The following is a 12,672-nucleotide window of genomic DNA, read 5'->3' as shown; positions in this document are numbered from 1 at the left end:
AAAATCAAATCTCTAAAACATATACTCCTGGTATGCGAAAGTTTGCCCTCTATAATACAACAACAGGTGATAGCCCAAAGTTCATTGTTTTTTATATGAGCTTCTATTGCATCTTCATCATTAACAAAAGATTTTAGCGTATCATAGCTGATTGCTGAAAAGTACTATGATTAAAATGCCTATCTCAAAATTAAAGAATGTTACTAGAATATCCTCCATCTCTTTGGTTTATAAATCTTCAATTTCAATTAAATGAATCCTTACTTTGGGATCATCAATTCTACCTAGTGCAGCACTAGCCATTGCTTGTATATCGCGAAGTTCCCATCCTTTAAATACAACAAGCTCCCGGTTATGTCTTAGGTAGTATTCCAGCTTAGCTGCATCCTCCTCTGTTATGTACCCTCGCTTTAACTTATTTACGAGATAAGAGACAGTACCATCATCCCAATGAACGACTTCTAGTTCCTCCTGAAGCTTCTTCGCTGTTTCCTGTTGCATCACTGTAGTTCGAGTTGGAAGTGGAGCCGGCTTCTCGATATATTGGGGTACGTAGGTTTCCCTGTATTCCTGCATCATATCATCAAGGGCTTTAGCAAAATCAGATTTAAAAAGGGCCATATGACGTGCTTCCAATTCATCATTAGACAATCGAAGTTGGTCTTGTATTACCAGGGCTTCAGATAGCTGAATATTGTATCCCGTTGATACAGCAAAAGCTCGATAGGGTGACTGCAACTCATCTAAGATCATTCGATAAACCGAGAATGTTATCTCATCCCGATTCGTATTCACATAATAAAGGCTACGTACGTCATTTGCTAGCTCTGTTCTTCCGTGGTAGTTAAACACCTCATACAAAGGATATGTATCGTTTTCTGATAGCTCATGGATCAAGTTGTCCCATTTAGAATCCCAGGAAGTTTTATTGGTAAGTAAGATTTCAGATTCCCATAGAAACAATACCCGAAGCGTTGTATCAACGCTCAGTTCTCTGTCTTCTACAAACCAGATAACATCAAGTTCTTTTTCCTTAAAATACTTCTGCCTTTTTCGAATCAGCTTTACAAGGATTTCGTCCCCTTTTTGATGCACGTTCGTCAGTATAGATATCCCAAACTGTTTAGATCCCTTTTGCACAATAATGTCAGGGACAATCTTCCAACTTTCTTGTGATTTTGCTTGATAACCATGTTCGACTTTAAGATCAGGCTTGTATTTCCCTTGTGTACTTAAATCATCGAAAATTACGTCTCGTATAACTGATTGTTTGGACGATTCCCTTTTGATTTGTTTTTCATATTGCTCATAAGCTTGAGACATTAAACATGATTTATCTCGGATATGAGCAAAGTGAGGTTCGTTCGTATTGCCAGCACGCAAGGTTAGAAATTCCTCACAAAAAGGACATGTGTATGCTCTTTTTTGTCCCCTCTTTTTGATTTGATCAATAGCTACTTCCCTACTAGTGAATTTGGGAAACTCATCATGAAGGGAAACTTGCTTCTGTTCATACATAGCAATTTGCAAAGCATTTCCGCCTTTCTATTAGCTTTTTACTGAACCAAATCTCAGTTAATATAAACCGAGCAAATCATCATCTGGCCGGTTAACAAGACACCACTCTTGATTTAGCTAAACCAACCCTCCAGATCCTTGAATCCTGGTGTTTTGTAATTCATAGTCATTAGATTAGTATTACCGATTTCTTAAAATGCCCTCAATAACTAAGCAGATATAGTGAAGTTTTGTTTAATCCATCTCCACTTCCCTGCAAACTGCGTAATCCCTTCCATGATACCTGTTAATGCAATTGGCCCTATATCCTCTGTCATATCAAGCCTGTGACATAAGAAAGAAGCTACATAATCCAATGGGTTTTCTGTTTTACTTATGGCATCGGATGCCACTAAATAATAATCGTGTACGGCTGTTGCCGAATTCTCTCCTATTTCCTCCATCTGACCAATTAAAGATAACACTTGCTCATGCATTTTAATTGCTTGTTCTTTTGGATAAAGATTGTATAAAGCTAATAAATCAAGCCCGAGTGATGCCAGTAAGAACTCAAACTGAGCCCATTCTTCAGGGACTTCCTTAAAAATTGCATTGTATCCTATTATTTCACTTTGTACGTGTGCCCACTTCAACGGTAGATCGTCCGTAACTGCTTTGATGACGATACCAACTGCCTCTTGGGAACTTATTGAACTTACACTAGATTCTTTAACAACCGACACTTTCTCTTGTTCTTTCATTGTTTCTAGCCATTTTTCGGTCACGATACGTTCGACAACACTTCCTTTACTGTCTGTTAGTTCAAGTGTAGTTTTCTTCCCAAACAAGCGATCAAAAATCCCTACTGAAAACCTTGTCATATCTTTACCACCCTAATCACATTATTTTTTTATTTACATATACTTAGAGTTTTTCTGCCTCTACAAGTAAATTAAGATTTTGCCCATCTTTGTTAAAATCTTGTGCATCCGTTAATTTTGTGAATATTCTTGTGGACATACAAATCTTGCTTTCCTTGTCAGGTTCAACCGATATCATATATGAATCAACCTTGTCAGTATCTTTTTTGTACCCTGTGATTCTCATATTAAATATTGCAATTGCTTCAAAAATCTCAAACTTTGCATCCAAAAGAATGAATTCAGAGTGTGATATATAAGTAACTGAAAATCCCTTTCCAATCTCTAATTTAGTTTTATCAAAGCTTTCTATGGATAACTCATTTAAATTTACGTGCTCTTTATATGGTTTTTGTTCAATTAATGAACGGTATAATCTATCAATCCAGATATAGTCTTCCTTAGGAATATCAGAACCAGGGTTAAACGTAACTTGGAGTTTCTCCTCAATACTGAGTATTTTTTCCCAAAATTGAGTACTTTCCTCTATTCCATTAACCGAAAACGAGGAATCATCTGGTGAGGGGAGGGTTTCATTGAATAGTTTTAAAGTTCCTTGTTGAAAAGCTTTGACAATCTTTAAAGCATCAATTACTTCTCTAATCTCTTTACTTCTTTTGATATCCAGATTCAAATTAAGCTTAAGATTGCTCTTTTTTTCATCAATAATATAAGAAATTTTCAAACAATTCGATTCATCAGAACTCTCAAATAAACTCTTATCCATGTAAGGATATGGATTCCTAATAACATTAAATTGGACCTCCACATCATCTGAATGTAGTTTAATAGGAAAAGGTCCTTTAAAAGGAGAAGGTACGATGTGGAAAGGGCCGTGTGTCATCTCTCCAAATGGACTTTTAACTAGTTCATTTAATTTCATCTCTTCACCATTCACCGTTATTGTTTCATTTTTAATGAGTAGGGATTGTTGAGTTCTATATAAAAACTCATTTAAATCACTAATATCTTTTAAATGTATATGATTCGGAATATCTATACTGTTTAAATCAACTCCCACCTTCATCTGCATTTTAAAATCCTCTATATTAGAAGGTACAGCTGCTACTATTCCGTCTTGAAGATTTACATATTTGAATCCGGAAGGTAGCTCTTCGCTGAGGTATTCCATTACTTCTTTTGGGACTTTTGATACTTTGTGAGAATTATCAAAGGCTTCTTTAAAGTTTGCAAACATATTACCAATCCTCTCCTAGTTCATCAAAAATCATTATTTTGGATATTAAGTCGAGTTTTATTCTTTGCTCTTTATCTAGCTCAAGTATAAAATCGATTAAATCTTCTCTGTCTATTCTATTTTTTACAATTATATATCTAACAATATTTAAATCTAATTTTATCCAAAGATTATCGTTGTGTTTAATTCCATTTGAGTAATATTCGTAAGCTTTTGGATTTAATTGCTCTTGAGGCAAAATAAGAGGCAAATCAGTTACATCCTTTGTGACATTAGGGATAAATCTCCATTCTCTTTCATCATGAAAATTCTTGTCTTTGTAATCTCCTTTTCTAAACATTTTTCCACTTATGGGTTTCATATAAAGGAGTGCTGCCAAGAGATAGTTATTGTACATTTCGATGATTGGATTGCTCTCTTCCGAAACTGTTCTTATTGCATGCCCAATTATGTGACTATAATCCTTAATTAAAGGTGAATTAAGGTTTATATACTGAATTGGTTGAATTCCTTTGGAAATACCCCACTCCTTATTGATCCCAATACCATAAAAACCATAAAAGTCAGTATGATACTTTAGTTTGTTTAAATGTATGTCACAAAAACATTTCATAGGTAAAGCAATTTTATCTAAACCGGGTATATTTAAAAAGTCTACTTTCTCCTCATTGTAACGTGGCAACAATGCTTCAAATTCTATAACTTTTTTTAGATACTCTAAATCATCCATAAAATTAAATAAAACGTTCGCACTTTGATTAGGCCGTATATATGGGTCAGGAGATTTTAGAGGTGTTTCCTCCAAGTATAAATTTACCAATTCCAGTCCTCCTAGTTAGTGAGTTTAATCATTTTAAGTCCAACTGATCAACTCCACCGCATCCTCCAGATCCTCTTTGCTCGGTGTCGTATAGATCATTGTCATGGCAATATTGGGATCCCCATTTTCCTTATAGTGCCCCATCAGGTTAGCAACCTTCTGCAGGTCCTTCGTGGCCTCGAGCAAATCGTGGCCAAAGGTATGCCGCAGGCTGTGGCAGTTCAAATGCTTGATTCCAGTAAACTTGCGATACTTCTCGATCATGTGCTATATCCCGCGCTCCGTACATTTTGGGGATCGTCTCGAGACAAACACATATGGGCTATCGTCGTTCCGTGTGTCCAGGTACGCCTGAAGCGCGGTCCGGAGTTCCGAACTAATCGGCAGCTCCCTATCTTTGTCGCCTTTACCGCGAATATACGCTATTCCTTTGCGGTCACTCATGGTCAGATCGGTAAGCTGCAGGTCACATAACTCATACACCCGCAGCCCCATCCGGAGAAAAGTTAGCACAATCGCATGCTCTCTTGCGTCTCCTCGAAATCGGACTTCCCTATGTAATGCATTTTGTTCATTCCTGGATAACCATTTCGGCTGCCGGCGAGCTCGAGGCGGTTTCCTTATCGGCCCTATCGGGTTGTTGGGAATATAGCCCGCTGCAGCAAAGAATCTAAAAATTCTGTTCAGATGAACGAAGGTCAAATTCTTTGTTGATGGTGCTGCCGGCTTTCCTCCTTTCCCTCCAGCGTTATCCAAATGACGTTTGAAATCAGCGATGTCTTTCTGAGTTGCATAAACAGCATTAACTTCTTCACCAGATCGATTCGACGGATTGGAGCCAGGTTTTTACTCTTCCGCATGTACCGGCATTGAAAACTTTATATCCAATAGGGATCTTCATATGTTACATACTTTTTATTCAACTTACCTTTAAACAGTGCTTTGTTTATTTCATTTTTTGCTTGTGTTTCTTTATGAGTCAATACGCCAAGATCAGAGATCCACTGTGACAATTTTGAATCCTCTATTCCGCACTTTTCTAATGTGGCTATAATGCGTTTTATTGTATTCTCGTGATTCCCCATAAGATGGTATTCAAAGGCATTAGCCTGGCCATTAAGCATTTTTAAGTCTTTCCGAAATGTTTGAATAGACGGACTGATGATCTGCCATAATGCGTACCATCGTGTTACTGGAATACTGGTCACGTAATGAATCATGTCTTTCTTATAATGGGCCAAGGAATATTCCTTTATTACCTGACACAAATTGTTTACCTCTGCCGTTGCTTCAGATAAGATTTGATCCAGCTGTTTAGGAACTATATATTGATCTGCCGCAAGGTAATCGTCCTTACAAGTAGAACAATTGATCAGACTAACAGTTTTAATTTCTTCAGAAGAATAATCGTCTCGATATTTATACTTACTTATCGTATAGTTTCCTGCGCCGCACGCGCAGTCATATTCAGAAACTTCTGTTTCATAATGTTCCATTCTGTTCCCCAATTAAATCCCTCCGTTATTATCTTTACACGAACGATCCTCTGTATTTCTGAGGATCTTCTATATGTATAGCAGAATTCATTCTTTGTTCCCGACCACAGCAATTTTCAACTTAATTTTCCCTTCATCGTTAGATGCAGAAATCGAATCCATTACGCCTTCAAGTCCTCACAACTTGTAAGTTAAGACCATATCAGAACATTACAGTGATATCCCCTTTATCTATTCGTTCCATCAAACACCTCCATAATTTTGCCACTGTGGAATTGTTGTAACTCTTTTGGTAGCTCAGAGTATTTAAAATCCTCACCATTCACTTACTCAAGCAAATTCAGACCACTTTTCAAACTATAAGTTAGCAATACATCTTCCAATTCTGTAGCTGTATCATCATTACACTCCTTTTTCGATCCTCTTTGCTCGGTGTCGTATAGATAATCGTCATTTGGATATTAGATTCACCATTCTCCTTGTAGTGCCCCATGAGGTTAGCAACCTTCTGCAGATCCTTTGTAGCCTCGAGCAAATCGTTCAGGCAATGTAACCACACCGCCATCTTTCTCTGTAAATCTAAATTGCTACCAAAACATCCTTAGTTACAGCTTCCACCACTTCCGGAGCGATCTTTTCCACATCTAGCAGGTAAACGATATTAAGTCTAGGGTTGTAAATTCCTAAACGACGTACCTTCTGAAACTCCTTATGAATAGAGCGGAGTCCCAAAATATAGTACATCAAAAGCTGTAAGGTGTGCTTATTGGTTGGTCCATTCTTAGATACTTTGAAGTCCCACAAAGTGTCCTCTGTCAGATAATCTCCATCACCCGTACCCACCTCTTCAGTGTATCCGAATTCGAACGTAAAACTATCTTTAACAATTGGTCCAAACTCTTTCCAAAAAGCAAGACTTCTACTTACCATTGTACGAATATTACTCACCGTTTCATCGTCAGCACAAATCTCTTCAACAGGTTTATACACGGATGTGCCAGCACGAACGCACACATCATACCCTACAAGTTTGCAGGCATTACGTATAGACTGGTCGTCTAAACCTTTAATCTCTTGTATAAGAGATCTTGCCACATCCTCTTCGTCTACCAGAAATGATCCACTCAGAGACATCCCAAAGGCTTCCTCTGCAGAAGACCCGGACAAGTATCTGGTCAAATAGTCAACAGCTAAACCTACTAAGCCTGCGTGAATGTTTTCTTCTGGATGTAACTCAATCCCGTCACTCAACACTATCTCCTCAAAGTCTCTGGGCCGTATGTAGCCTCCTCTAGGCTGTTTAACTTTGCTTACTCTCTGCGTAACTGAAACCATAGCAATCCAACTCCTATATATAATTCATTAAGTCCAGCTGATCAACTCCACCGCATCCTCCAGATCCTCTTTGCTCGGTGTAGTATAGATCACAGTCTTCGCAATAGCCCATTATCGGCAATTATCGTATTATCAAATAAATTATTTAATAATTGTTCCAGTTGACTGTTCAACTACATAAAACATGTTGTCTATATCTCTAATAAGCTTCAAACGTAAAGGATTTGCAATATTTCCTTCAAATAATTCATGATTTTTTTTGAAATGACTTTCTAGATGCAATAAAAGTTCTACAAACTTATCGTATGAGGAAACGTCCTGACTAGCATCGCGAGAAGTTGTCATGCCAAAAGTAGGTGGAATTATAACAAAAGGAAATCCATTTTCATCGGTTAACTCTTGAAGAACTAATGATCCTTCTCCTCTTGCTTCATGTAGTTCATTTTCTGTAAGTTGATGAACCAGCTTTGCTCCTTTTTTTAAACTTTTTAAAATATACGGTTCAATTAATTCGGGCCAGTTATCATACATTGTTTGAAGTATAGACCTATCCGTCCAGTCTCCATGCCAGTATACATTTATCAAATATGCATCATCCTTCTGCAGATATAAGAAAAGAAGAGGTCCTGTTCTTTCAATCAATCGTTGATCTCTTTGATCAGGTTTATCTCCAAGATGAAGGTGTAATACCCCCCAGTCGTTAAACATTCTATCAATTTTAGATATATCATCAATGGCTCTACTAAAATAAGGGGATATACTCGTTCCATTTTCCAAGCAATGGATCAACTGGCTCAGACCATTCTGTAAATGTGAAGGGCATACAAATTCATTTGATCGGTGAACACGTCGAGGATGAGGAGTTCCACCTGTCTTCCTTAGATAAGTGAAATATTTGATCACTAATAATTCCTTTGGTGTTGTCCTTGAATAACGAAGTCCCTTTTCTTCAATATCACCAATTATTATGTCATGCCAGTCAGAAACAAAATCCATTTCGTAATTTATGAAGATCAACCTCTTCCTGATTCTTGGTAATAAAATATGCATCATATCCATAACCATATAATTCTCTGTTGGGAATGACCTTCTGTCCATTACTTTGGGTTAAAATAATCTCGGTAAGATCAGGATAAAGGCAAATATGAGGTTCCGCGGCATCCAGATATTCAACTACCCGAAAGCCCATCTTTTCTTCATAAAACTGCGCGGTTCGCTTCATTTGTATTCCAACCATCATCTTACCCAATTTCAGGGAACTAGTCTATAAATTAAAACTCTACATCACTTAAATTTAACTGATATCCAGTATGACATTATTGCCATATAATAAAATGAAGTGTAAAATGATATATTGCTTTTCATCACATTTTCATCAAAGCTCAATCCGAATTCATATTCATACCCAAGACAGGAATGGTACCGTGAAAGATAAAATTGTCATGCCACTCTGGACGTGTTGCTTGTTCATCGTTGTGATGAACACCACCATGTTCAATGTTTCTTTGCCAGTCATTATTCATGATCTTCAAATCACCTCGGACCTGGGGTCTTGGGTCATCTCAAGTTATTCGATTGGTTACGCCCTGTCGACGGTGATTTACAGTCGATTGTCAGACCGTATCCCGGTACGCAAACTGTTAACGGTTGGGCTCCTGATCCTCGGGTTATCTTCATTGCTGGGGTTGTTCGCGCATAACTTCGCGATCCTGTTGCTGACACGCATACTACAATCTGCGGGTGCAGGAGTTATGGCCGGGCTGGGTCTCGTCATTGCAAGTCGTTACATCCCGGTGGAACGACGCGGAGCTGCTATCGCACTGATCTCATCAGGTAGCGCCATGGCTTTTGGACTTGGCCCCATTGTCGGCGGACTCATTAGCGAGTACTGGGGCTGGAACGGACTTTTTGCCATAACCGTGCTTGTCCTGCTTGCCCTGCCTGTATTGCTTTATTTTCTCCCCCGTGAATCCGTCAAAACAGATCAGCCGTTCGATGTTATTGGTGCCATATTAACCGTCATAAATGCCACTACACTTCTCGTCGCGATCACCCAGCAATCCTGGTTCTGGTTTACCATCGGCGTTATCTCGCTTATTGCACACCTCTTGTATATTCGGAAAGCGAGTCTTCCGTTTGTGAATCCACAAGTATTCCGAACGCCAGGGTACACCCGCTTAATCCTTATCGGGTTCTGCGTGCTGGTCGTGAATCTGGGCAATCTGTTTTTGATGCCGCTTGTGCTCGCAGATCTATATGGACGCTCATCACTCGCCATTGGTTTGCTGATTGCTCCAGGAGCCATTGTTGCAGCATTTTGCACCCGTTTCGTCGGACGCTGGATCGACCGTTATGGCAATATGCGGTTTATGATCATCGGACACATTCTGCTCGCAGCGGTACTTGCCTTATTTATGCTCGGACTTGATCAATCCGCCCTGATCATTACCAGTGGTTATCTCTTTTTCTCACCGGCACTCTCGGCATCCATGGCTTCATTGAATAATGAAGCGTCACGTGTGCTGCCCAAGGCACAGATTGGTTCAGGAATGGGGATGTTACAATTGATTCAGTTCTTCGGTGGATCGGTATCTGTAGCCGTGTGTGGGTTGCTGCTGCACAGCATTCCGGGAGTATCAGTAGAGGAAGCTTATCATGTGGTGTATGCTTGTCTGTTGCTCATCTGTGTTGTTTCACTCGGGCTGACCATCTGGCATAGCAGAGCTTCACGCTCAGGCATTAAATCGGTTACATTGGACAATTGATAATTGAGGTTTAAAGTTCAGAGCAAAAAGGCCCGCGCCAAGCGCGAGCCTTTTTTAGTTTGGAACAGAAATGCCGTTTTTTTTTAAAAGTGGATCACTCAATGAACTTGAACTTACCGGTTACTCTCCTGATTTCATCCTACAGCAGCATGCCAACTATTTACCGTCCAGTGCGAACTTCCAGGCCTCCATGATGCTAATTGGGGCTTTACTGCTGCTCTCGCCGTCACCTTCCTGCGTCCAAAGTGGTGGATAATACGCAAATACTTGTCCTGTCATCAGCTGAGACATATCCTCTTGCCAACCTTTCCAGCGAAAGGTCTGATAGAACTGCTCCAGATCGCCATTCGCCAGCCAGTTGATGAAACCTGAATATGCCAGTTCTGTCGATTCCCATTCGAGTGTATCCGGTGCAAAATAATAAATGTTTCCCGTGCGGCCATACTTGCCTGTATCCAGTCCAAAGAAACCGCCTGCCGCATCATATGCAACGACCATCATACCTTCCAGTACATCTACCCAAGGTTGCTCACTCATACCATTCCAACTGGTGAGACTCCCAGATGTACTGTTACCACCCGCACCAAGCAGCGTGATCCAGCCATGGTCCAGTACAATACCTTCTGTCTCATAAGCAACAGCCCCCAAATAGGATTTGGTGCTTATTTGCAGACGATAGAGGGTATCCCCACCAGCCTCTTGTTTTGCTGGAACATACACATATGTATTTTGCCCACTATCCAGGAGTTCCTTGAGTTCTTCCCATGCGTGATTCTCCCGATCTACTAATTCAGCTATCGTTAATGTATTCATGAGCAGTCTCCTCGCTGATTTTATAAGAGCATATCATGGGTTATTAACCCGTTCAAATCTGCTATAATCTAGGGCGTGTCTGAAAACTCCGAAGGAAGCAGATTTTGCCGAATTTTCGTTCCAAGCAAGGAAGTTTTCCGCAGGCGTGCCAGGGCACGTCAAGGGAAAGTGACGCAGCAGGGGGCGAAAAGGCGGAAAAAGATGCACTTCAGCGAGTTTTGAGACACGACCTAGCTTCAAAGCTAAATTCAAGGGGGAAACGATTTGATTCGCGTACTTATACTTATGATTCCGATTCTGATGGTGCTTGTATCCGGTTGTCAGAATCATACATCTGCCATGAAGGAACCCGTTTCTGTTCAAAAGTCTGATCCCCAGGTCATCCATTACATATCACCCCAAGGAAACGACTCGAATAAAGGAACCATTCAATCTCCTTGGAAAACGTTGCAGCACGCAGCCGACCATGCTTCGCCAGGAAGCATGATCTATTTGCGTGAAGGTGTCTATCATCAGAAAGTCAAAATCACCAGAAGTGGTAATTCTTCCGCTAATCCAACCCTATTTTCAAGTTATCCTCAGGAGCAGGTTATCATTGATGGTAAAGGTTTATCTGTTCGGGGCATTGAAGGGTTAATTGAAATTGAAAATGCCAGTTATATCACGATTCAGAATCTCGAAATTCGTAATTTTACAACCACACTTGGGGGCCAAGTTCCAACCGGGATCTATGTCCACGGAGCAGGTGAGCATATTCAGCTGTTAGGCAACACCATACACGCGATCGCTAGTTACGCAACTCCTGAAGGTCCCGATTTGCGGGGCAGGGATGCCCACGGTATTGCCATATATGGCACAGAGCACCCTCAAGCATTACGCGATATCATCATCAAGGATAATGAATTGTATGATCTTACACTTGGTTCCAGCGAATCACTTGCAGTCAACGGTAATGTCGATACCTTTGCCATACAGGACAATATTATCCATGATTCCGACAATATTGGTATTGATCTGATCGGGTACGAGGGTACGTCCGAGGACGACACATACGATCAGGCTCGTAACGGCATTGTACGAGGCAACGAAGTATACGATATTACGTCCAATAACAATCCCTCCTACGGTACAGACCTGCCCAATGATACCAACTCCGCGGGCGGCATCTATGTAGATGGCGGGAAAGATCATATCATCGACCAGAACCAGGTATATCGGAGCGACATCGGAATTGAGATTGCCTCGGAACATGCCGGACGTTCGACCAGCAACATTACCGTGCGTGATAACCTGATTTATTCCAACAGATTGACGGGTATTGCCATGGGAGGTTATGACGAGGAACGAGGAGCTACCGAGGATAGCAAGATTATGTACAACACGCTTGTGGGGAATGATACCCTGAATGCAGGCAATGGACAGTTATTCATGCAGTCACGGACTCAGAACAATACCTTCATGCATAACATTCTCGTATCGGGCAGCTCGGAAGTACTGATATACAACGAATATACTAGCAATACCGGCAATGTGTTTGACCATAATGTCTATTATTCACCAGGTGAGCAGGAAGATGCCCTGTGGGTTTGGAAAAATAAAGCCTACTCCGGCATCGCCGCCTACATCAAGGGATCTGGCAATGATGCACACTCCATATATGTGAACCCGGCATTTATGGATGAATCGAGCGAAGATTTTCTTCCTCAGGCGAACTCTCCGGCTAAGGCGTATGGTTACCTTGCTCCGCGGTAACGTAAATCTGGTGCTGTTCCAGTGGAATTAGCCCCGCCTATTTTCACACAAATTAAAGAAGCCTGTGTTAAGTGGG

The 12,672-nt window shown here is 40.5% G+C and carries 12 protein-coding genes and 1 pseudogene; 2 read left to right on the top strand and 11 right to left on the bottom strand.

The genetic code is table 11. The annotated features are described in order from the left end of the window. Nucleotides 1-228: 228 nt before the first annotated feature. The 10 genes and pseudogenes from FE296_RS19125 to FE296_RS19080 form a co-directional block, all read right to left on the bottom strand. Nucleotides 229-1,530: a competence protein CoiA family protein gene (locus tag FE296_RS19125; protein ID WP_150366006.1), complete on the bottom strand. Its 1,302-nt coding sequence runs from the start codon at nucleotides 1,528-1,530 to the stop codon at nucleotides 229-231. Between the two features lie 197 nt (nucleotides 1,531-1,727). Beyond that, nucleotides 1,728-2,378, bottom strand: coding sequence for a hypothetical protein (locus FE296_RS19120; RefSeq protein WP_150366005.1), 651 nt, complete (start codon nucleotides 2,376-2,378; stop codon nucleotides 1,728-1,730). A 43-nt stretch (nucleotides 2,379-2,421) separates the two neighbouring features. Then, nucleotides 2,422-3,615, bottom strand: a complete 1,194-nt coding sequence (locus tag FE296_RS19115) for an abortive infection system toxin AbiGii family protein (RefSeq protein WP_150366004.1) — start codon at nucleotides 3,613-3,615, stop codon at nucleotides 2,422-2,424. 1 nt (nucleotide 3,616) lies between these two features. Next, nucleotides 3,617-4,435, bottom strand: a complete 819-nt coding sequence (locus FE296_RS19110; protein ID WP_150366003.1) for an abortive infection system antitoxin AbiGi family protein — start codon at nucleotides 4,433-4,435, stop codon at nucleotides 3,617-3,619. A gap of 33 nt (nucleotides 4,436-4,468) precedes the next feature. Continuing rightward, nucleotides 4,469-5,137, bottom strand: a pseudogene (locus FE296_RS33460) (tyrosine-type recombinase/integrase). A gap of 176 nt (nucleotides 5,138-5,313) precedes the next feature. Beyond that, the gene (locus tag FE296_RS19095; RefSeq protein ID WP_190945355.1) at nucleotides 5,314-5,931 is read right to left on the bottom strand and encodes a hypothetical protein; all 618 of its coding nucleotides are present in this window, start codon (nucleotides 5,929-5,931) and stop codon (nucleotides 5,314-5,316) included. A 364-nt stretch (nucleotides 5,932-6,295) separates the two neighbouring features. Beyond that, complete coding sequence (locus FE296_RS32870; protein WP_190945353.1) at nucleotides 6,296-6,496, bottom strand: hypothetical protein; 201 nt, start codon at nucleotides 6,494-6,496, stop codon at nucleotides 6,296-6,298. Nucleotides 6,497-6,510: 14 nt separating this feature from the next. Further along, complete coding sequence (locus tag FE296_RS19090; protein WP_223868950.1) at nucleotides 6,511-7,185, bottom strand: hypothetical protein; 675 nt, start codon at nucleotides 7,183-7,185, stop codon at nucleotides 6,511-6,513. A 222-nt stretch (nucleotides 7,186-7,407) separates the two neighbouring features. Further along, complete coding sequence (locus FE296_RS19085; RefSeq protein ID WP_190945351.1) at nucleotides 7,408-8,262, bottom strand: hypothetical protein; 855 nt, start codon at nucleotides 8,260-8,262, stop codon at nucleotides 7,408-7,410. Further along, the gene (locus FE296_RS19080) at nucleotides 8,246-8,515 is read right to left on the bottom strand and encodes a hypothetical protein (protein WP_223868940.1); all 270 of its coding nucleotides are present in this window, start codon (nucleotides 8,513-8,515) and stop codon (nucleotides 8,246-8,248) included. The genes FE296_RS19085 and FE296_RS19080 overlap by 17 nt, the downstream gene beginning before the upstream one ends. A gap of 193 nt (nucleotides 8,516-8,708) precedes the next feature. Between FE296_RS19080 and FE296_RS19075 the strand changes: the two genes are divergently transcribed. Further along, a complete protein-coding gene (locus tag FE296_RS19075) occupies nucleotides 8,709-10,031 on the top strand; it encodes an MFS transporter (RefSeq protein ID WP_223868949.1) in 1,323 nt (440 codons plus the stop codon). Nucleotides 10,032-10,187: 156 nt separating this feature from the next. On the opposite strand, the gene FE296_RS19070 is transcribed toward FE296_RS19075, so the two are convergent. After that, nucleotides 10,188-10,844: a DUF2625 family protein gene (locus FE296_RS19070; protein ID WP_150365997.1), complete on the bottom strand. Its 657-nt coding sequence runs from the start codon at nucleotides 10,842-10,844 to the stop codon at nucleotides 10,188-10,190. A gap of 264 nt (nucleotides 10,845-11,108) precedes the next feature. Between FE296_RS19070 and FE296_RS19065 the strand changes: the two genes are divergently transcribed. Further along, the gene (locus tag FE296_RS19065) at nucleotides 11,109-12,596 is read left to right on the top strand and encodes a right-handed parallel beta-helix repeat-containing protein (protein WP_150365996.1); all 1,488 of its coding nucleotides are present in this window, start codon (nucleotides 11,109-11,111) and stop codon (nucleotides 12,594-12,596) included. The last annotated feature ends 76 nt before the right edge of the window (nucleotides 12,597-12,672 follow it).

The sequence above is a fragment of the Paenibacillus sp. UASWS1643 genome, assembly GCF_008693195.1.
Taxonomy (GTDB): domain Bacteria; phylum Bacillota; class Bacilli; order Paenibacillales; family Paenibacillaceae; genus Paenibacillus; species Paenibacillus amylolyticus_B.
This window is presented reverse-complemented; position numbering and strand designations above follow the sequence as displayed.